A 19,399-nucleotide genomic window follows, 5' to 3' on the forward strand; every position below is an offset into this window, starting at 1 on the left:
CGGATGGAACTCACTTCAGTTTCAACAGCCTGGAAAGATCGGTGCGCAGGCCGCCCGGGTCGAAGCCGGGCGCATAACGCAGGACCACGAAGCCGTTGGGATCGATCACGTAAACCGGGATGCCGGCGGGGTCGTCCACCCCCGGCAGTTTCGCGCGCAACGCCGGCGAGGCCTGCAGCACCTTCAGCGCCGGCGAGGCCACCACCTGTTCCGGCGGCGTGCCCAGCCACAGTATCTCGACATTATCGGCGTTGTGGCCGAACAGTCGCCATACGGTGTCCAGCTGCTGCGACAAAGTGACGCAGGCCGGCGCGCAATCGGCCGCAGGCGCCAGCAAGATGCGCCAGTGGCGGGCGGCCGGGTTCCATTCATAGGCGCTGCCGTCGGCCAGCCGCAGCTGTTCCTGGCGCAGGTCCAGCGCCGGCTCGAACAGCTGCCCGTGGTTGCGGTTCACCTGCGGCATCCAGCCGGAGAAGCGCAGGATGCCCGCCAGCGCCATCGACCCGAAGAACATGGCGAAGATGAGCAGCAGCACGCGGCGGCCGCGCTTGCGGATGACGAGTTGTTCCGGGGTCAGGGCATTCATGTGCGGCATTTTCCCATGGCTTGGCGTTCAGCGCCCGCGGCGGCGGCGGACATGCAGCACCCCGGCGATCACCAGCACCGCCAGCGCCATGGCGAACCACTGCACCGCGTAGCCCAGATGGCGCGAAGGCGGCAGGGTGTTGGGCAGCAGGTCCAGGTCGCGGGTGTAACCCAGCGGCGAGGCCGGATCCAGCCGCAGCACCTGGCTGGCCAGCGCGGCGGCCGGCAGCTGCAACTGCGCGGCAATGGCCGCGATGTCCACGCGCGTGGCCAGCCACACCCGCGGCTGCGCGGTGGCCGCCAGCGCCGGCCCCAGCGCCAGGCCCGGCGACGGCGGCGGCGCCCACAGGCCCTGCACCTCGATCCGCCCCTGCAACGGCGCGATGCGCGGCAACTGGCGGTCGGCCGGCAAGGGCAGCCAGCCCAGATCGACCAGCACCGCGCCGGCGTCCACGCGCGCGGCCTGGTACACCTTCAGCCCGGCACGCCCGTCGCGCAGCTGGTTGTCCAGCAGCACCGTGGCCGGCAGGAACTCCAGCGTGTCATGCACCCAGTGCAGCGTTGCCGGCGCGCGCATGGCCTGCGCCAGCGCCAGACCATGGCTGCGGTCCGGCGGCGCCTGCGCCAGCAACGCCTGCTTCTCGTGCATGCGCTGCAACTGCCAGGCGCCCAGCGTGCTGAACAACGCGGCCACCGCGAGCGCCAGCAACCAGCCCAGCAGACCCGTGTGCTGTCGCGTCATGACAACGGCGCCGCGAGCGGGTGAGATAGCGACGCCTTCCCACATTTCGAGCCGTGCATGAATGATTCGCTGAAGACACTGCTGGTGATCGCGTTCCTGATCGTCATCGTCTGGAATCTTGGCGCCGGGCTGTACTACCTGATGATCGACCGCGGCCAGACCAAGCGCACGGTCAACGCCCTGACCCGGCGCATCGTGCTGTCGGTGGTGCTGATCCTGCTGGTGATCCTGGGCATCTACAGCGGCTGGATCAAGCCGCACGGCGTCGGCGGCTGACACCGGGCGCGTCCATGAAGTGAACCAGGGAGCGGTGCGCCGGGACCCGGTCCCGATGCCCCGCTCCCTGCGTTTTACCGCTTACAGCACGTAGACGAACAGGAACAGCATCAGCCACACCACGTCGACGAAGTGCCAGTACCACGCCGCGGCCTCGAAGCCGAAGTGGTTGTCGCGGGTGAAGTGGCCCTTGGCCGAACGCAGCCACATCACGATCAGCATGATCGTGCCCAGGGCCACGTGCGCACCATGGAAGCCGGTCAGCATGAAGAATGTGGAACCGTAGATGCCCGAGCCCAGGGTCAGGTTGAGCTCGCCGTAGGCGTGCATGTATTCCTCGACCTGGAAGAACAGGAACACGCAGCCCAGCAGCACGGTGGCGCCCAGCCAGATAAGCAGCTGCCTGCGGTTGCCGGCCTTGAGCGCATGGTGGGCGATGGTCAGGGTCGCGCCGGAGCTGAGCAGGATCAGCGTGTTGAGCAGCGGCAGGCCCCACGCCGGGATGGTCTGGAACATGCCGCCGATGCCACCCGGGCCATTGCTCGGCCAGGCCGCCGAATAGCCGTCCCACAGCATTTCGTTGGTCGCCACCCCGTGGCCTTCGCCGCCCAGCCAGGGCAGGCCGTAGACGCGGGTGTAGAACAGCGCGCCGAAGAAGGCGGCGAAGAACATCACTTCCGAGAAGATGAACCAGACCATCCCCATGCGGAACGAGCCATCGACCTGGCGGTTGTAGTTGCCGCCGACCGATTCGCGGATCACGTCGCCGAACCACAGGAACAAGGTGAACACCAGCATCGCCAGGCCCACGAAGAAGGTCCAGCGGCCCCAACTGGCGTCGTTGAGCCAGCTGGCCACTCCGACCATCAGCACCAGCATGGAAATCGAGCCGACGAAGGGCCAGCGACTCTGGCTCGGCACGAAGTAGACGTTGGCATCAGGCGTGTTATGGGCCATGGCTTGCTTCCGGATCCGTGGTCAGGGGGCCGCGTGCGACGAGCCGCCGGCCGAGGCCGGTGCCAGCTGCGCCGTCAGCGCGTCGTTCTTGAAGAAGGTGTAGGACAGGGTGATCGTGCGGACATCTGCGGGCAGGTCCGGATCGACGATGAAACGTACCGGCATCTCGCGCTGCTCGCCGGCCTGCAGGGTCTGCGCGGTGAAGCAGAAACACTCGGTCTTGTTGAAATAGCCCGACGCGCGCGCCGGTGCCACCGAGGGCACGGCGCTGCCGACCAGCGCGTGGTCGCTGTCGTTGCGGGCGAAATACAGCGCCTCGTTCAGTTCGCCCGGCACCACGTCCATGGTCAGTTTTTCCGGATGGAAGGCCCACGGCAGCTTGGAATTGACGCCGCCATCGAACTCCACCCGCACCAGGCGCTTGACGGTGGCGGCTCCGGACGCGGCCGCCTGGCTGGCGCCGCGCTCGAGGCGGACGCCGAACACCTTCTCGCAGGCGATGCGGTACAGCGGCACCAGCGAGAACGTCAACACGAACACGCCCAGCGCCACGCCGAGCAGCCGGACGATGCCGGCATTGCGTTCGGGCCGGGGCGCGGGCGTGGTCAATGCGCAAGCACCCCGGACAGGATGAAGCCGGCGTAGATAAGCACGGCGATCACGCCCACCACCAGCGCCGTGCGCCGCGAACGGCGGCGGCGCAGGGCCAGTTCATCGGGTTGCCAGTCGGGACGGCTCATCGTCGCGCGCCTCAATGGGTCACGTCGTCGTGGGCCAGGTCACCCGGCCGGATCACCGGCGGCACGGTGAAGGTATGCGCCGGCGCCGGCGACGGCACGGTCCACTCCAGGCCCTTGGCGCTTTCCCAGGCGCGCGCCTCGGCGCGCTGGCCGCTGCGCAGCGAGGACAGCAGGATGGCGGCCATCAGGAACGGGGTGACGAACATGCCGAACGCACCGATCGAGCTGACCAGGTTCCAGTCGGCGAACACCGGATTGTAGTCCGGGATGCGGCGCGGCATGCCGGCCAGGCCCAGGAAGTGCTGCGGGAAGAACAGCAGGTTGACGAACACCATCGTCCACCAGAAATGCACCTTGCCCCAGAACTCGTTGTACATGCGCCCGGTCCACTTCGGCCACCAGTAGTAGACCGCGGCGATCAGCGCCAGTACCGCGCCGGTGACCAGCACGTAGTGGAAGTGCGCCACCACGAAGTAGGTGTCGTGGTACTGGAAGTCGGCCGGCACGATGGCCAGCATCAGGCCGGAGAAGCCACCGATGCTGAACAGCACCACGAAGGCGATGGAGAACAGCATCGGGGTTTCAAACGTCAGCGCGCCCTTCCACATGGTGCTGACCCAGTTGAACACCTTCACGCCGGTCGGGATCGAGATCAGCATGGTGGCGAACATGAAGTAGATCTCGCCGCCCAGCGGCATGCCCACCGTGAACATGTGGTGGGCCCACACGATGAACGACAGGAACGCGATGGCCGCGGTGGCGTACACCATCGCCTGGTAGCCGAACAGCGGCTTGCGGCTGAAGGTGGGGATGATCTCGCTGATCACGCCGAACGCCGGCAGGATCATGATGTAGACCTCGGGATGCCCGAAGAACCAGAAGATGTGCTGGTACATCACCGGGTCGCCGCCGCCGGCGGCGTTGAAGAAGCTGGTGCCGAAGAACTTGTCGGTCAGCAGCATGGTCACCGCGCCGGCCAGCACCGGCATCACCGCGATCAGCAGGAACGCGGTGATCAGCCAGGTCCAGCAGAAGATCGGCATCTTCAGCAGGTCGATGCCCGGGGCGCGCATGTTGAGCACGGTGGCGATGATGTTGATCGCGCCCATGATCGAACTGATGCCGGCCACGTGGATGGCGAACACGCTGAAGGCGACGTTGTAGCCGCCCTGCAGCGACAGCGGCGGGTACATGGTCCAGCCACCGGCGGGCGCGCCACCGGGCAGGAACAGGGTCAGCAGCAGCAGGGTGAAGGCCACCGGCAGCAGCCAGAACGACCAGTTGTTCATGCGCGGCAGGGCCATGTCCGGCGCGCCGATCTGCAGCGGGATCATCCAGTTGGCGAGGCCGACGAACGCCGGCATCACACCACCGAAGATCATCACCAGCGCGTGCACGGTGGTCATCTGGTTGAAGAATTCCGGCTTCATGTGCTGCAGCCCGGGCTCCATCAGCTCCAGGCGGATCAGCACCGACATGAAGGCGCCGATGATGAACATCAGGAAGCTGAAAAGCAGGTACAGCGTACCGATGTCCTTGTGGTTGGTCGAAAAGAACCAACGCTCGAAGAAGCCTTGCCGGTGGCCGTGATGATCGGAGTGGCCCACTGCGGAGTTCGCCATTGCAGCTATACCTCGTTATCCAGTTTCCAGGCATCGCGCCGGCAACGGCCGGCGCGCAGTGGTATCAGGCGCCGGGCGCCACGGGAGCCGGTTCCGCGGCGGGCGCGGCCTCCGGCTGCGGGGCGTCGGTGGCGGGTGCGGCGGCCGGCGCGGGCTCGGTGGCCGGTGCCGGGGCGGGCTTGCGCGAGGCCAGCCAGGCCTTGAACTCGTCCTTGGACACGGCCTTGACCACGATCGGCATGAAGCCATGGTCCTTGCCGCACAGTTCGGCGCACTGGCCGCGGTACACGCCTTCCTGCTCGATGTTGGTCCAGCGCTCGTTGATGAAGCCCGGCACGGCGTCCTGCTTCCAGCCCAGTGCCGGCACCCACCACGCATGCACCACGTCGTCGGAGGTGATCACGAAGCGGACCTTGGTATCGACCGGCAGCACCAGCGGGTTGTCCACGTCCAGCAGGTAGTGCGGGTCCGATGCCATGGTCGGCACCGCGCCGCTCTGCCGCACCTGGTCGGACTTGCGGTCCAGGCGGCTGGTGAAGGCCACGTCCTCGCCCAGGTATTCGTACTTCCACATCCACTGGTAGCCGGTGATCTTCACCGTCATCTCGGAGTCGCGGGTGTCGTACATGGAGATCAGCTTGGCCGTGGCCGGCCACGCCATCACCACCAGGATGATGATCGGGATGACCGTCCAGATGACCTCGGCCTTGGTGTTGTGCGAGAACTGCGCCGCCACCGCGCCCTTGGACTTGCGGAACTTGACGATCGCGTAGGCCATCGCGGCGAACACGATCAGGCCGATGATCGTGCACACCCACAGCGCCACCATGTGCGCGTCCCACGCCATGCGCGCGGTATGGGTGACGCCCTTGCCCATGTTGAGCTGCCAGGGTTTCGGATCACCCGCCTGCGCCCATGCCACGGGTGCTGCCAGCGCCATCGCCGCCAGTCCCAGACCCTGCCTGCACCACACTCCCCACCTGTTGCTTTGCTTCATTGCCTAGACCCTTGACGTCATCGGTTGCGGCCGTCACTGGCCGCGAGCAAGCCATCCAGCGTCGCCGCCAGTTCCCTGCGTTCGGCGGGCGCGAGGAGACTCCCCACTTCGACCCGCTTTCCGCTGGAGACCAGCACGACCCGTTCGTCCTCGATCACCAGGCGCACCCAGTAGGGGTGGGCACGGAAGACCGGCGGACATCCGGCTGCGGGAATCACTTCCACGCAGTCCGGTCCAACCCGGATCTCTTCCCGGCGTTCGCCGCTGCGCCATGACGCGTGCAGGGCAGCTCCCACCAGGAAGCAATGCAATAGCGCGAAGACCGGGGCGAAAACGTTTCCAGACAGCCAACCCAGGCCTGCGGAAAACGCCATCAACCCTGCCAGCGCGATGAACAACAGGACGAACTGCCGGGCGCTGAGTGCCCGTGGGGGATGCAGCACCAGCTGCGCACGTGAGCCGTCGGAAACCAGCCGAAGCATCTCGATCATGTCGCAACCGCGTCCGTACCGCGGAAAACGGGTTCGATGGTAGCCCCGCCCAATCACCCCGGCAAGCTCTCATTCATCATTGTTGTGATTGCTGCACTGCACACCCGATTTCCACCCGCACCGAATCGACATCGGCAATAAATTTGCCGGATTCGGCACAAACTTGCGGAAACCGACAAATTGCACCGAACCCCACGCGTGCCAATGGTTCCGCCACTCCGGACAGCCGCCCGAAGGGCTGGGAAATTCGTCGCCAGGGATTAAAATGGCCGAATCCCAACGTGTCCCGATGTGGTCATGCCCATGAATGCAACACCGTCCACCCACCCCGCCGCGGCACGGCCGCTGCTCTCGCCCGAACTGCCGCCGGCACCGGCCGCCCTGCGCCAGGCCATCACCGATGCCTGGCTGAAGGACGAGGCCAGCCATGTGCGCGAACTGCTGGAACAGGCCCGCCTGCCGGCCGCCGAACAGGCCCAGGTACAGGCCACCGCCGCCGACCTGGTGCGCCGGGTACGCGCACGCGCCCGCAACCAGGGCGCGATCGAGGCGTTCATGCGCCAGTACGACCTGGGCAGCGAGGAGGGCGTGCTGCTGATGTGCGTGGCCGAGGCGCTGCTGCGCATCCCCGACCAGGAAACCGCCGACAAGCTGATCCGCGACAAGCTCGGCGAAGCCGACTGGAAGCGCCACATGGGCCAGTCCGATTCGGTGCTGGTCAACGCCTCGACCTGGGGCCTGATGCTGACCGGCCACCTGGTCGACCTGGCCGACGACACCAAGCGCGACGTGCACGGCGCCTTCAAGCGCCTGATCGGCCGCGTCGGCGAACCGGTGATCCGCCTGGCCGTGCGCCAGGCAATGAAGATCATGGGCCACCAGTTCGTCATGGGCCGCACCATCGACGAGGCCCTGGCGCGCTCGCACAAGGGTGACAACGGCAACTACCGCTACTCCTTCGACATGCTCGGCGAAGGCGCGCTGACCATGAAGGACGCGCTGCGCTACCTGGAAGACTACCGGCGCGCGATCCACGCCATCGGCAAGGACAACCTGGCGCGCGGCGGCAAGGCCGACGGCGACGTGACCCGCTCGCATGGCATCTCGATCAAGCTCTCTGCGCTGTACCCGCGCTATGAGCATGCCAAGCGCGAGCGCGTGCTCGCGGACCTGGTGCCGGGCGTGCTGGAACTGGCGCAGCTGGCCAGGTCCTACGGCATCGGCTGCACCGTCGACGCCGAGGAAGCCGACCGCCTGGAGCTTTCGCTGGACATCATCGAACGGGTGGTCAGCGATCCTTCGCTCAAGGGTTGGGAAGGCTTCGGCATCGTGGTGCAGGCCTACCAGAAGCGCACCCCGTACACGATCGACTACCTGGCCGACCTGGCCCGCCGCATCGGCCACCGCCTGCAGGTACGCCTGGTCAAGGGCGCCTATTGGGACGCGGAGATCAAGCGCGCGCAGATCGACGGCCTGCCCGGCTACCCGGTGTTCACCCGCAAGCAGAACACCGACGTGTCCTACCTGGCCTGCGCCAGGCGGCTGTTCGGCCACAGCGACGTGCTGTACCCGATGTTCGCCACCCACAACGCGGCCACCATCGCCGCGGTGAAGCAGATCGCGCAGGGCCGCACCTACGAGCACCAGAAGCTGCACGGCATGGGTGACGACCTGTACGCCGAGGTGGTCCCCGCCGATCGCCTCGACGTGCCCTGCCGCGTCTACGCACCGGTCGGTTCGCACGAGGACCTGCTGCCCTACCTGGTGCGCCGCCTGCTCGAGAACGGCGCCAATTCAAGCTTCGTCAACCGCATCACCGACGAGGACGTGTCGATCGACGACCTGATCCGCGACCCGGTCGAAGCGGTGTCCTCGTTCGCCTCCATCCCGCATCCCAAGATCCCGCTGCCGGTCGACCTGCTGCGCAGCCAGAACCACGACAGGAACAACTCCATGGGCATCAACCTCGCCAACGACAACGCACTGCGTGCCCTCGCCGGGCAGCTCAACGCCGCCGTCAAGCCATGGCAGGCCGCCCCGCTGGTGCCGGGCGCGAGCGCCAGCGGCGCCACCGTGCCGGTCACCAACCCGGCCGACCACCGCGAAGTGGTCGGCCACTGGCAGGCCGCCGACAGCGCCACCGTGCAGCAGGCGCTGGCCAACGCCGTCGCCGCGCAGCCGGGCTGGAACCGCACCCCGGCCGCCAGCCGCGCCGCGATCCTGGAACATGCCGCCGACCAGCTGGAAGCGCGCATCGCCGAGTTCATGGCGCTGTGCGTGAAGGAAGCCGGCAAGAGCCTGCCGGACAGCGTCGCCGAAGTCCGCGAGGCGGTGGATTTCCTGCGCTACTACGCCAAGCAGGCACGCGAGCAGTTCGGTCATGCCGAAACGCTGCCGAGCCCGACCGGCGAGAGCAACGAGCTGCAGCTGCACGGCCGCGGCGTGTTCGTCTGCATCAGCCCGTGGAACTTCCCGCTGGCGATCTTCCTGGGCCAGGTCAGCGCCGCGCTGGCAGCCGGCAACAGCGTCATCGCCAAGCCGGCCGAGCAGACCAACCTGGTCGGCTACTACGCGGTGAAGCTGCTGCACGACGCCGGCGTGCCCGCCGACGTGCTGCAGTTCCTGCCGGGCGATGGCGCCACCGTCGGTGCCGCGCTCACCGCCGACCCGCGGGTGGCTGGCGTGGCATTCACCGGCTCGACCGAGACCGCCCGCGCCATCAACCGCGCGATGGCCGCGCGCGATGCCGCCATCGGCGTGCTGATCGCCGAGACCGGCGGCCAGAACGCCTTCATCGCCGACTCCTCGGCGCTGCCGGAACAGCTGGTCAAGGACGCGATCGGCTCGGCCTTCACCTCGGCCGGCCAGCGCTGCTCGGCCGCGCGCGTGCTGTTCGTGCAGGACGACATCGCCGACAAGGTGATGGGCATGCTGTCCGGCGCGATGGCCGAACTGAAGGTCGGCGACCCGGGCGAGCTGTCCACCGACGTCGGCCCGGTGATCGATGCCGATGCACTGCGCATCCTCGAGGAGCACGCCGTGCGCATGGATGCCGAAGCGCGCCTGATCGCCGCCGCGCCGCTGTCCGACGCCACCGCGCACGGCACCTTCTTCGCGCCGCGCGCGTATGAGCTCAGGCACCTCGGCCAGCTGCACCGGGAGATCTTCGGGCCGGTCCTGCACGTGATCCGCTGGAAGGCCGACCAGCTCGACGCGGTGATCGACCAGATCAACGCCACCGGCTACGGCCTGACCCTGGGCGTGCACTCGCGCATCGACGAAACCGTCGAGCGCATCGCCTCGCGCGTCAACGTCGGCAATGTCTACGTCAACCGCAACCAGATCGGCGCGGTGGTCGGGGTGCAGCCGTTCGGCGGCCAGGGCCTGTCCGGTACCGGCCCGAAGGCCGGTGGCCCGCACTACCTGTTGCGCTTCGCCACCGAAAAGACGGTGACGGTGAACACCACCGCCGCCGGCGGCAACGCCTCGCTGCTGACCCTGGGCGACTGATTGCCTGCATGATCCGGTGAACGGAAAACCCCGCGAAAGCGGGGTTTTTCACAGGCGCTGCCCGGATTCGGCTCAGGCGCCGGCATCGGCCAGCGACGCGTCCGCCTGGCCGCGCATCAAGCGGTGCCAATGGCGCTGCGCCACCAGCGCGTTGATCCAGAAACCCACGTACAGGATCGAGGTCAGGTGCAGGCCGCGGCTGTAGTACAACGGCACCGCGATGCTGTTCACCAGCAGCCACAACCACCACGATTCCAGCTTGCGCCGCATCATCAGCAGCTGCGCGATCACGCTCAGCACCAATACCGCCGAATCGACGTACGGCGCATAGGCATTGGTCAGGCGGGTCAGCATCCAGCCGTAGCCGAACGTCGCCAGCACCGCCAGCGGCGCCAGCCAGGCCCATGCGCGCGGTCGCAACGAGGTGATCGGCAGCGGCGCCCCGTGGTCGCCGCGCAGCCACTGCCACCAGCCCAGCACGCTGATCGCGATGAAGAAGAACTGCAGCACCATGTCCGCGTACAGGTGCGATCGCTCGAACACCAGCGCGAACAGCGCGCAGCCGGCGATGCCCAGCCACCAGGTGTGCACGTTGTTGCGGCCGGCCAGGAGGATGGAGCCGGCGACGGCGATGTTGGCGGCCAGCTCCAGCTGGAACGCGGGGTCGGACAGATTCATCCCCCATTGTCGCCCGGCGCATGCGCCCGGGCCATGGCATCGCGCGGCACCGGCCCCTGCCCGCAAAAGCGAAGGGCCCCGCTCGCGCGGGGCCCTCCGGTCTGTCGCATCCAGCGTGCCTGGATCAGAACTTGTAGTTCATCGAGGCGGCCAGGACGTCGCCACCGACCTTGTACTTGCCCTGCAGCACGTTGCCGGTGCTGCTGGTGGCGTTGATCGCCGGGTCGTTGGTGAACAGGTGGGTGTAGCCGAAGTTGAACTCGGTGTTCTCCTTCGGGGTCCAGCCCAGGCCGAACGACAGCCACTTGCGGGTCACGTCCGGCACGCGCACGTCGCGGTGCGAGTAGGTGGTCGGGGTTTCGTCGTAGGCCACGCCGCCACGCAGGGTGATGGTGTCGGACAGCTTGTACTCGGTACCGATCGAAGCGAAGGTGGTGTCCTTGTAGCCGAACACCAGCACGTTGTCCGGCTGGTTGGACGCGAAGTCCACGGTCACCTTGTCGAACGCCGGCGCCCAGGCGGTGCGGGTCACGTCGCCCATCACCATCCAGCGGTCGTTGAGCTTGTGGGTCACGCTCAGCGTAGCCGTGGCCGGCAGGGTCACGGTGGCCTTGCCGCTGGAATCGACGAACAGCCCCTTGGCCGCCAGGCCCAGCGCGGCGTCGACCTTGCCCGGCACCTCGAAGCGGGCCTTGCCGCCGGTGATCTTGTGCTCGACCTTGGAACGGTAGCTCAGCGCGATGTTGGTGTTCTCGGTCGGGCTGAAGGTACCGCCGATCACGTAGCCGACGGCATTGTTGTTGCCCTCGACGGTGGCGTAGCCGTCGGCGCTGCCCGGCACCAGGCCCAGCGCGGCGCTGGCGCCCTTGCTGGCGCTGTAGGCCACGGCGCCGAAGTCCACGGCATTGGCCAGTTCGATGGTCAGGTGCTCGACGAACACGCTGGCGCCGAAGGACACGTACGGGTTGACGTCATACGAGAACGCCGCGCCCAGGTCGACGGCCTTCAGGTCGGTCTTGGTGCCGTGGTAACGGCCCACCCAGTCGCGGTCGTATTCGGTCTTGAAGCCGAACGGCGCGGTCAGCGACAGGCCGAAGTGCATGTTGTCGTTCTCGCCGAACGGCACGTGGAAGTACGCGGCCGGGACCGGGGCGATCATGCCGGCGTTGCCGCCGTTGCCGCCGGAGATCGGCGTGCCCTTGCCAGCGCCGGTCGGGCCGGCGTTGCGGGCGCTGTAGATCTCTTCCATCTTGGCCGAGAAGCTGATGGCGCTCACGTCGGCCTGGAACTGGCGGCCGTCGAGCAGGCGCATCGACGCCGGGTTGGTGGCGATCACCGAAGCGTCATCCCAGGCAGAGGCGGAACCGGCGAAAGCGCGGCCCAGGCCCTTGGCGCTGTTTTCCTTGAGCTGGAACGCGGCGGCGTCGGCGTGGCTGAAAGCCAGAGCACCGGCGATGCCGACGGCCAGAGCGGTGACACGAGCGAGGGTGGAAGCGGTATGCATGTTGGAAGCTCTCTCCGTAGGGCGGTGATGATTCGTTGTGCGCCTGCACCCCAGTACCGCCAAGCGGCCCTGCGATGCGCCGGATTCCCCTCCCGACATACGACGCCGTATGCAGTATCCAACATGCTTGTTAACTAAACAATAACGCCGCCGTATTCATTTATTTCCATTCCCTCACCCTGCATCGGCCCTGCTCGGGGTAGGCTTGCGCGCCCATGTTCGTTTCCATCCCCTCCCGCGACAAACCCGGACTCCGCTGGGCAGTACCACTGCTGTTCGCGGCAATCTGGCTGGCCTTCCTCTGGTCGATCTCGCGGCCGGACGAAGCGCGGCGGTCGCTGTGGATGGACTGGGGCGCGCTGTCCACCGGCCTGGGCAACCCGCAGGACTGGTGGGCGGCACTGCGCGACGGCAGCGTGCTGCGCCTGTTCACCGCGCTGTTCCTGCACGCGGACTGGTCGCACCTGCTCGGCAACCTGGTGTTCCTGCTGATCTTCGGGCTGCCGGCCGAACGGGTGCTGGGGCCATGGCGGCTGTTGTTGTTGTTCCTGCTGGGCGGTGCCGCGGCCAACCTGGCGGCGCTGTACGCCATGGGATCGCCGGACCAGATCATCATCGGCGCCAGCGGCGCGGTGTCGGCGTTGCTGGGGGCCTATCTGGCACTGTTCCCCGGCGCGCGGCTGGGCGTGGTACTGCCGCTGGGGTTGTTCCTGGAATTCGTCCGGGCGCCGGCCTATCTGCTGATCGGGGTATGGGCCGCCCTGCAGGTGGTTTTCGCCTATATCGGCCCGAGCTTCGGCATGGTGGCCTGGTCGGCGCACCTGTCCGGCTTCCTGTTCGGCATCGTCTATGGGCTGTATGTGCGCGCCGCCATCGCCCGGCGACTGCGCAAGCGCCACGGTTTCTAGCGGCCACCCCCATGTGCGCCGTCCCTATAATCGCGCCATGAGCAGCAAGCCCCTGTACAAGATCACGTTCCTCAACCACGGCAAGGTCTACGAGCTGTATGCCCGGCACGTGGGCAGCAGCCACCTGTGGGGATTCAACGAAATCGCCGAACTGGTGTTCGACCTCCATGACGGCCTGGTAGTCGACCCCACCGAGGAACGCCTGCGCGAGGAGTTCGGTGGCACCAAGGTGCTGCACCTGCCGATGCAGAGCATCGTGCGCATCGAGGAAGTGGAAAAGAAGGGCCAATCGGCGATCCGCGACGCGGCCACCGGGGAGAAGGTGGTCACGCCGTTCCCGATGCCCGCCAAGCCGCGCTGAGTACCGCATCGCGCAGCCATTGCCGCCGGTGACGTGGCGGCAGGAGCGAACATCGCCCGTCCGCTGCCGCGTCTCGTCCGGGCGCCGTCCGTCATCCCCGCCCTGCTCCCGTGCGGATGACGCGCACGCCCAGGGCGCGCGCGGGCAAAGTCACTTGCCGCCGTCGACGGCTTCCGGTTTGGCCGGCACGCTGACGCCCGTCGGCGTCGGCGCGGCTTCCGGCTTGGCCGGGACCGCCGGCGGTGCCGCGGCCGCGGGCCGGGCAGCGAGCGAACCGGGCTGCTTGAGTTCACGCAGGGCCGAGCGCACCGGCCCATCGCCCGGCAGCACCACGCCGGTGGCGGCGCCACTGGTCTCGTCGTCGCCACGCAGGTGGCCCGGCAGCTTGGCCTCGCTGAAGTCGGCAATGGAAGCCGGCACGTCCTTGCCGGCGGTAGCCGGATCCACGGCCAGCTCAACGTCCGGCACGATGCCGGTGGCCTGGATCGAACGGCCGCTCGGGGTGTAGTAACGCGCGGTGGTCAGTTTGACCGAGTCGCCGTTGTCCAGCGGCAGCACGGTCTGCACCGAGCCCTTGCCGAACGTGCGGCTGCCGACGATGCGCGCGCGCCGGTTGTCAAGCAGCGCGCCGGCCAGCACCTCCGAGGCGCTGGCCGAACCGGCATCCACCAGCACCACCACCGGCGCCCCCTGCATCAGGTCGCCGGGGGTGGCCTCGAACTTCGCATCGCTGACCGAGATGCGGCCGCGGGTACTCACGATCACGCCCTTTTCCAGCAGGTCGTCGGCCACCTGCACCGCCGCGGTGAGCAGGCCGCCCGGGTTGCTGCGCAGGTCCAGCACCAAGCCCTTCAGCCTGCCGCCGGCCTGCGACTTCAGCTGGGTGAGGTGTTTCTGGAAGTCGGCGCCGGTATCGGCCTGGAAGGTGCTGATGCGCACATAGCCATAGCCCGGTTCCAGCATCCGGCTGCGCACGCTGGTGACGCGGATGGTCTCGCGGGTGACGGTGACATCGAACGGCTTCTCTTCGCCCCGCTCGATGGTCAGCACGACCTTGCTGCCGGCCGGGCCGCGCAGCGGCTCCATCGCCTCGAACGCACTGATCGGCTTGCCGTCGATGGCCACGATCAGGTCGCCCGCGCGCAACCCGGCCCGCGCGGCGGGGGTCTCGTCGATCGGCGATACCACCTTGAGCGCGCCGTCCTGCTGCAGCAGCTCGACGCCGATCCCTTCGTAGGCGCCCGTGGCCTGCTCGTCGAAGGCCTGGGCATCTTCCTTGTCGAAATAGGTGCTGTGCGGATCCAGGTCCAGCAGCAGGCCGCGGACCGCCGACTGCATCAGCTTCTTGTCGTCCACGGGATCCACGTAGGCAGCGCGCACCGCGTTGTATACCGCGACGAAGCGGCGTATCTCGTCCAGCGGCACCCGCGAGGTCACCGATTCCTTGGCATCGGGATCGTCCGCCTTCGGCGTCTTGTCCGGGGCACTCTGCGCCAGGCCGATGGCCGGCGACAGTGCGAACAGCAGGGCAGCAGCAAGGCCGGCTACACGCATGAACCACTCCATGAAAACGGATGCGCACCATGCGCGTCGCACCGATTATGCGCGAAGCCCGGTGGAATTCACGTTGAACGAGGCCGTCGGCGGTGCCACCCGCTCAGCCGGCGCTCACTGGCGCTGCAGCCACGTGGCCGGATCCACCGGCTGGCCATTGCGGCGCAGTTCGAAGTAGAGCGCCGCCACGCCCTGGCCACCGGAGTTGCCGACCCGCGCCACCGCCTCGCCGCGGCGCACGCGCGCGCCCGCATCGCGCAGCAGGGTGTCATTGTGGGCATACAGGCTCATGTAGCCATTGCCGTGGTCCACGATCAGGATCATCCCGTAGCCGGTCATCCAGTCGGAGAAGACCACCGTGCCGTCGGCGACCGCGGTCACCGTCGTGCCGGGCGGGGCGCCGATCAGCACGCCGCTGCTGGTGCGCCCGTCCGGCAGGCGCCCGCCATAGCGGGCCAGCAGGTTGCCGGACAACGGCCAGCCCAGCCCACCGACCTTCGGTGCCGGTGCATTCGCGGTGACCCGTGGCGGCGCCTTGCCCGGCGTGGGCCGTGTCGCCCCCGTGGCCGCCTGGCGCGACTGCTCGGCGGCGGCACGGCGCGCAGCCGCCTTGCGCTCGGCCTCGGCGCGTGCGGCCGCCGCGCGCAGGCTGGACAGCAGCTGCTCGAGCGCCCGCGCGTCCTTGCCAAGCACCTTCTCCCGCTCGCTGCGGTCCTGGTAGCGCTGGTCCAGCTCCGCGGCCAGCTGTGCCCGCTTGCGACGGCCCTCGGCCAGCGCCGCGGCCTGTTCGCGCTGCTGCGCACGCGCCTGCTCCAGTTCGCGGCTGCGTGCCAGGATTTCCTGCTCGTTCGATGAAAGTGCCTGCAGATCGCCGGCCAGCGAGGCGATGGTCCGCGCCCGCTCGCGCTGCAGGTAGCGGTGGTAGGCCAGTTCGCGGTTGGCGTCGGCCACCCGGTCCTGCGACAGCAACAACTTCAGCGGGGCATGGTTGCCCAGCCGGTAGGCACCGCGCAGCAGCGCGGCGAGCTGCCCGCGCTGCCGTCCCAGGTTGGCTTCAAGCACAACGCGGCGTTGCTGCAGCTCCGCCAGCGCCTGCTGTTCGCGGCGCATCGCCGCCTCGGTTTCGGCCACCGTCCGGCCGCTGCGGGCAACCTGCTGGTCGGCCTCGCGCAGCCGCCTGGACGCTGCTTCCCGCTCTGCCTGCAGGCGCTGCCGTTCCTGGGCCACGTTCTTGAGCTCGCCGCGCAACTGCTGCAGTTTCTTCTCCGCATCGCGGGGATTGTTCTGCGCCAGCCCGGCGGGAGCGGCCAGCGACAACGCCAGCAGGCAGCCGGCGACCCAGGCCGGCAATGCCGGGGAACGGGCGGGCTGGCGGCGGCGGCAGGACGGTCGCAATGGCGTTCCAGTGACTTCAGGCAGATGCGGATTGTACCCAGCCATGCTGCCATCCATGCTTGCCCACAGGAATTCCCGACGGAGACGCGCGATGAAACGATTCCTTCTTCTGCTGGCCCTGGGGCTGGCCAGCCCACTGGCACTGGCGGCCGACGACATCAGTAAGGTGAACGGGAGCATCCGTACCGAATCCGGCACCGCCTATCGCGACCTGGACACCGTCAACGGCAGCATCCACCTGGCCAAGGGCGTGCAGGCACGCGGCGTGGAGACGGTCAACGGCAGCATCAACGCCGACGACAACGTGCAGGCGCGCAGCCTGGAGACGGTGAACGGCGCGATCCGCGGGGGACGCGGGCTGATCCTGTCCGGCGACGTGGAAACCGTCAACGGCAGCATCTTCATCGACCAAGGCGGTCGCATCGGCGGCGGCGTGGAAACCGTCAACGGCGGCATCGGCCTAGTTGGCACCGAGGTCGGCGGCAACATCGAGACCGTCAACGGCGACATCACCGTCGGCATCGGCTCGCACGTGAAGGGCGGCATCCGCGTGACCAAGCCGTCGTTCAGCCTGTCGCTGACGCCGCCGCGCAAGCCGCGGGTGATCATCGGCCCCAATGCGAAGGTGGACGGCCCGCTGAACTTCGAACGCGAGGTGACGCTGTACGTGCACGACAGCGCCTCCATCGGCCCGGTCAGCGGCGCCACCGTGCGCCGCTTCGACAGCGAGGCCGCGCCGAAGGATTGAGCGCTTCCCGGCTGGCTTGCCTAGAATCGGGCTTCACCCTTCGTACGGAGCCCGGTTCCATGCCCCGCAAATTCCTGTTGTGCCTCGCCGCGGGCGCGGCTCTGTCTGCGTGCCGGCAGGAGCCCACTCCTCCGCCGCCACCGGCGCAGGCGCCCGCACCGGCGCATGCGTTCTCCACCGACATCAACGCCGCGGACTTCGCCGAACTGGTGAAGACGCTTGCGTCGGACGAATTCGAGGGCCGCGCACCGGGCAGCCACGGCGAACAGCTCTCCGTCGAGTACATCCGCGACCAGATGCAGCGCATCGGCCTGCAACCGGGCAACGGCGACAGCTGGTTCCAGGAGGTGCCGATGACCGAGACCCTCGCCGCCCCCTCGACCGTGCTCACGCTCCAGCATGGCGATACCCGGCGCACGCTCGCCTTCGGCAGTGACATGGTGGTCGGCACCCGCAGCGGCCAGCCGGAAGTGAAAATCGACGCCAGCGACATGGTATTCGTCGGCTATGGCGTGGATGCGCCGGAACAGGACTGGAACGACTATGCGGGCCAGGACTGGAAGGGCAAGACCGTGGTGATGTTCGTCAACGACCCCGGCTTCCACGCCGACGATGCGCGCCTGTTCGAAGGCAAGCGCATGACCTATTACGGACGCTGGACCTACAAGTTCGAGGAGGCCGCGCGCAAGGGCGCCGCCGCGGCACTGATCGTGCATGACACCGCGGGTGCGTCGTACGGCTGGGACGTGGTTCGCAGCTCCTGGGGCGGTGCGCAGTACGACCTTCCGGTCGCCGAGGACAAGGAGCCGCGCCTGCAGGCACAGGGCTGGCTGAGTGCCGAAGCGGCGCGGCAACTGTTCGCCGGGGCCGGGCTCGACCTGGACAAGGCCTACCGCGATGCCGGCAGGCGCGGCTTCAAGCCGGTGCCGCTGCACACCACGCTGTCGCTCGACCTGAAGAGCAGCATCGCCGAGAAGAAGTCGCGCAACGTGGTCGGCGTCCTCCCCGGCGCCAGCCGCGCCGACGAGGCCGTGCTCTACATGGCGCACTGGGACCACCTCGGTAGGCACGAGGGCCAGGCACACGATGCGCAGGCAGGCGACGACATCTACAACGGCGCGGTGGACAACGCCACCGGCGTGGCCGGCATCCTCGAGATCGCCGATGCCATGGTCCACCAGCAGCCGGCGCCGCAGCGCTCGGTGGTGTTCCTGGCGGTGACGCTGGAAGAATCCGGACTGCTCGGCTCGCAGTACTACGTCAACCATCCCACCTTCCCGCTGGACAAGATCGCCGGCGTGATCAACATCGACGCGATGTCGGTCAATGGTCGCACCCGCGACATGACCGTCACCGGGTATGGCAGCTCCGAGCTGGAGGACATCCTCAAGCCGTTGGCCAAGGAGCAGAACCGCACCCTGCATGCGGAATCGGCGGTGCAGAGCGGCTTCTACTTCCGCTCGGATCACTTCAACTTCGCCAAGGCCGGCGTCCCCGCACTCTACGCCGGCGGCGGCCGGGATCTGCTGGAAGGCGGCATCGACGCGGGCAGGAAGGCCGCCGAAGCCTACGCCCGCGAGCGCTACCACAGCCCGCGCGACGAGTACGACGCCGCCACCTGGAAGCTCGACGGCACCATGCAGGACCTTGAACTCCTGTACGGCGTCGGCCGCGAACTGGCGGGCGGTGACGGTTGGCCGAACTGGTACGAAGGCAACCCGTTCAAGGCCAACCGCGACCGCATGATGGAGGGCCGGCGCGGCGCCGGTGAATAGACAGCGTCGCCCCGGAGGCATCGTCCAATGGCAATCGCGGGCGCGTGGTGCCGCGATGACATCCAGACATCGCGCGGAGGGCTTCCCGATACTCCGCCAGACGCAGGAAGCACGCCTTGAGACGGTGATGTCCAACAGCTTTGGTTTTGGTGGTACGAACGCGACGCTGGTGTTCGGCCGGGTGTAAGGCCGGGGCATCGAGGATGTTCAAGCAACGGCGCCTGAGGGCGCCGTTGTCGTATGCGCGGTGGTCGCGGATCTACGTGAGGCAGCCCGTGCTGCACGCGTTCGCTTGCGAGGCTCCGTTCGGGCGCAGCCGCCAGGCCCGTGAGGCACGTGGCCTTTGTCTGTGTCGCGCGCCTGCAGGGTGGCCGTCGCCGTGCTCGGCTGTAGTTCGAGGCCCCGCACCTAGCGCGTCAGCACGAGGCGGCCATGTTTGAGTGCGTGGAAAACGCCAACGGCGCCAACAGGCGCCGTTCTGGTTTATGCGACATCCGGGTTTTGGATGCGGAAAAAAAGCAAACCCCCGCTGCATTGGCAGCGGGGGTTTGGGGAT

18 protein-coding genes are annotated in these 19,399 nt (G+C 67.9%); 6 read left to right on the forward strand and 12 right to left on the reverse strand.

The window, feature by feature from the left end:
* Positions 1 to 10 precede the first annotated feature (10 nt).
* Together ABB33_RS06540 and ABB33_RS06545 are read right to left on the reverse strand one after the other, a co-directional pair.
* The gene (locus ABB33_RS06540; protein ID WP_056931563.1) at positions 11 to 586 is read right to left on the reverse strand and encodes a hypothetical protein; all 576 of its coding nucleotides are present in this window, start codon (positions 584 to 586) and stop codon (positions 11 to 13) included.
* A gap of 27 nt (positions 587 to 613) precedes the next feature.
* A complete protein-coding gene (locus ABB33_RS06545) occupies positions 614 to 1,327 on the reverse strand; it encodes an SURF1 family protein (RefSeq protein ID WP_056931564.1) in 714 nt (237 codons plus the stop codon).
* Between the two features lie 57 nt (positions 1,328 to 1,384).
* Between ABB33_RS06545 and ABB33_RS06550 the strand changes: the two genes are divergently transcribed.
* A complete protein-coding gene (locus tag ABB33_RS06550; RefSeq protein WP_054661382.1) occupies positions 1,385 to 1,603 on the forward strand; it encodes a twin transmembrane helix small protein in 219 nt (72 codons plus the stop codon).
* Positions 1,604 to 1,684: 81 nt separating this feature from the next.
* Here the strand turns inward: ABB33_RS06550 and ABB33_RS06555 are convergent, their stop codons facing one another.
* From ABB33_RS06555 to ABB33_RS06575, 6 genes are all read right to left on the reverse strand, one after another.
* On the reverse strand, positions 1,685 to 2,560 hold the full coding sequence (locus ABB33_RS06555; protein ID WP_054661379.1) for a cytochrome c oxidase subunit 3: 876 nt from the start codon (positions 2,558 to 2,560) through the stop codon (positions 1,685 to 1,687).
* A gap of 21 nt (positions 2,561 to 2,581) precedes the next feature.
* Positions 2,582 to 3,169: a cytochrome c oxidase assembly protein gene (locus tag ABB33_RS06560; protein WP_054661376.1), complete on the reverse strand. Its 588-nt coding sequence runs from the start codon at positions 3,167 to 3,169 to the stop codon at positions 2,582 to 2,584.
* Entirely contained in the window at positions 3,166 to 3,300 is a 135-nt protein-coding gene (locus tag ABB33_RS19185; protein WP_256363883.1) for a hypothetical protein, read from the reverse strand. Before ABB33_RS19185 ends, ABB33_RS06560 begins: the two co-directional genes overlap by 4 nt.
* A gap of 11 nt (positions 3,301 to 3,311) precedes the next feature.
* Positions 3,312 to 4,922 (reverse strand): cytochrome c oxidase subunit I, encoded by a 1,611-nt coding sequence (gene ctaD / locus ABB33_RS06565; RefSeq protein ID WP_054661373.1) that lies wholly within the window; start codon positions 4,920 to 4,922, stop codon positions 3,312 to 3,314.
* A gap of 64 nt (positions 4,923 to 4,986) precedes the next feature.
* Positions 4,987 to 5,919 (reverse strand): cytochrome c oxidase subunit II, encoded by a 933-nt coding sequence (gene coxB / locus ABB33_RS06570; protein ID WP_054661370.1) that lies wholly within the window; start codon positions 5,917 to 5,919, stop codon positions 4,987 to 4,989.
* Positions 5,920 to 5,936: 17 nt separating this feature from the next.
* Entirely contained in the window at positions 5,937 to 6,410 is a 474-nt protein-coding gene (locus ABB33_RS06575) for a DUF2244 domain-containing protein (RefSeq protein ID WP_056931565.1), read from the reverse strand.
* 303 nt (positions 6,411 to 6,713) lie between these two features.
* Between ABB33_RS06575 and putA the strand changes: the two genes are divergently transcribed.
* A complete protein-coding gene (gene putA / locus ABB33_RS06580; protein ID WP_056931566.1) occupies positions 6,714 to 9,920 on the forward strand; it encodes a bifunctional proline dehydrogenase/L-glutamate gamma-semialdehyde dehydrogenase PutA in 3,207 nt (1,068 codons plus the stop codon).
* A gap of 72 nt (positions 9,921 to 9,992) precedes the next feature.
* Here putA and pnuC read toward each other — a convergent pair whose 3' ends face one another.
* Positions 9,993 to 10,598 (reverse strand): nicotinamide riboside transporter PnuC, encoded by a 606-nt coding sequence (gene pnuC / locus ABB33_RS06585; protein WP_056931567.1) that lies wholly within the window; start codon positions 10,596 to 10,598, stop codon positions 9,993 to 9,995.
* A 124-nt stretch (positions 10,599 to 10,722) separates the two neighbouring features.
* Positions 10,723 to 12,102, reverse strand: a complete 1,380-nt coding sequence (locus ABB33_RS06590; RefSeq protein WP_056931568.1) for an outer membrane protein transport protein — start codon at positions 12,100 to 12,102, stop codon at positions 10,723 to 10,725.
* 215 nt (positions 12,103 to 12,317) lie between these two features.
* Here ABB33_RS06590 and ABB33_RS06595 point away from each other — a divergent pair, with 215 nt between their 5' ends.
* The gene (locus ABB33_RS06595) at positions 12,318 to 13,010 is read left to right on the forward strand and encodes a rhomboid family intramembrane serine protease (RefSeq protein WP_054661355.1); all 693 of its coding nucleotides are present in this window, start codon (positions 12,318 to 12,320) and stop codon (positions 13,008 to 13,010) included.
* A 37-nt stretch (positions 13,011 to 13,047) separates the two neighbouring features.
* Positions 13,048 to 13,371 carry a DUF1820 family protein gene (locus ABB33_RS06600; RefSeq protein WP_056931569.1) on the forward strand — a complete coding sequence of 108 codons (324 nt, stop codon included), beginning with the start codon at positions 13,048 to 13,050 and terminating at the stop codon, positions 13,369 to 13,371.
* Between the two features lie 150 nt (positions 13,372 to 13,521).
* On the opposite strand, the gene ABB33_RS06605 is transcribed toward ABB33_RS06600, so the two are convergent.
* Positions 13,522 to 14,925: a S41 family peptidase gene (locus ABB33_RS06605; protein WP_056931580.1), complete on the reverse strand. Its 1,404-nt coding sequence runs from the start codon at positions 14,923 to 14,925 to the stop codon at positions 13,522 to 13,524.
* Between the two features lie 114 nt (positions 14,926 to 15,039).
* Positions 15,040 to 16,365 carry a murein hydrolase activator EnvC family protein gene (locus ABB33_RS06610; protein WP_082595018.1) on the reverse strand — a complete coding sequence of 442 codons (1,326 nt, stop codon included), beginning with the start codon at positions 16,363 to 16,365 and terminating at the stop codon, positions 15,040 to 15,042.
* A 46-nt stretch (positions 16,366 to 16,411) separates the two neighbouring features.
* On the opposite strand from ABB33_RS06610, the gene ABB33_RS06615 reads away from it, so the two are divergent.
* Both ABB33_RS06615 and ABB33_RS06620 read left to right on the forward strand, forming a co-directional pair.
* A complete protein-coding gene (locus ABB33_RS06615; protein WP_054661346.1) occupies positions 16,412 to 17,068 on the forward strand; it encodes a DUF4097 family beta strand repeat-containing protein in 657 nt (218 codons plus the stop codon).
* 59 nt (positions 17,069 to 17,127) lie between these two features.
* A complete protein-coding gene (locus ABB33_RS06620) occupies positions 17,128 to 18,843 on the forward strand; it encodes a M28 family metallopeptidase (RefSeq protein WP_056931571.1) in 1,716 nt (571 codons plus the stop codon).
* Positions 18,844 to 19,399 lie beyond the last annotated feature (556 nt).

This window comes from Stenotrophomonas acidaminiphila, assembly GCF_001431595.1.
Taxonomy (GTDB): domain Bacteria; phylum Pseudomonadota; class Gammaproteobacteria; order Xanthomonadales; family Xanthomonadaceae; genus Stenotrophomonas; species Stenotrophomonas acidaminiphila.

Bases quoted from the DNA above. Each gene is read 5' to 3' on its own strand.
- ABB33_RS06540 (WP_056931563.1), bottom strand. From the start codon at position 586: ATGAATGCCCTGACCCCGGAACAACTCGTCATCCGCAAGCGCGGCCGC.
- ABB33_RS06545 (WP_056931564.1), bottom strand. From the start codon at position 1,327: ATGACGCGACAGCACACGGGTCTGCTGGGCTGGTTGCTGGCGCTCGCG.
- ABB33_RS06550 (WP_054661382.1), top strand. From the start codon at position 1,385: ATGAATGATTCGCTGAAGACACTGCTGGTGATCGCGTTCCTGATCGTC.
- ABB33_RS06555 (WP_054661379.1), bottom strand. From the start codon at position 2,560: ATGGCCCATAACACGCCTGATGCCAACGTCTACTTCGTGCCGAGCCAG.
- ABB33_RS19185 (WP_256363883.1), bottom strand. From the start codon at position 3,300: ATGAGCCGTCCCGACTGGCAACCCGATGAACTGGCCCTGCGCCGCCGC.
- ctaD (WP_054661373.1), bottom strand. From the start codon at position 4,922: ATGGCGAACTCCGCAGTGGGCCACTCCGATCATCACGGCCACCGGCAA.
- coxB (WP_054661370.1), bottom strand. From the start codon at position 5,919: ATGAAGCAAAGCAACAGGTGGGGAGTGTGGTGCAGGCAGGGTCTGGGA.
- ABB33_RS06575 (WP_056931565.1), bottom strand. From the start codon at position 6,410: ATGATCGAGATGCTTCGGCTGGTTTCCGACGGCTCACGTGCGCAGCTG.
- putA (WP_056931566.1), top strand. From the start codon at position 6,714: ATGAATGCAACACCGTCCACCCACCCCGCCGCGGCACGGCCGCTGCTC.
- pnuC (WP_056931567.1), bottom strand. From the start codon at position 10,598: ATGAATCTGTCCGACCCCGCGTTCCAGCTGGAGCTGGCCGCCAACATC.
- ABB33_RS06590 (WP_056931568.1), bottom strand. From the start codon at position 12,102: ATGCATACCGCTTCCACCCTCGCTCGTGTCACCGCTCTGGCCGTCGGC.
- ABB33_RS06595 (WP_054661355.1), top strand. From the start codon at position 12,318: ATGTTCGTTTCCATCCCCTCCCGCGACAAACCCGGACTCCGCTGGGCA.
- ABB33_RS06600 (WP_056931569.1), top strand. From the start codon at position 13,048: ATGAGCAGCAAGCCCCTGTACAAGATCACGTTCCTCAACCACGGCAAG.
- ABB33_RS06605 (WP_056931580.1), bottom strand. From the start codon at position 14,925: ATGCGTGTAGCCGGCCTTGCTGCTGCCCTGCTGTTCGCACTGTCGCCG.
- ABB33_RS06610 (WP_082595018.1), bottom strand. From the start codon at position 16,365: ATGGCTGGGTACAATCCGCATCTGCCTGAAGTCACTGGAACGCCATTG.
- ABB33_RS06615 (WP_054661346.1), top strand. From the start codon at position 16,412: ATGAAACGATTCCTTCTTCTGCTGGCCCTGGGGCTGGCCAGCCCACTG.
- ABB33_RS06620 (WP_056931571.1), top strand. From the start codon at position 17,128: ATGCCCCGCAAATTCCTGTTGTGCCTCGCCGCGGGCGCGGCTCTGTCT.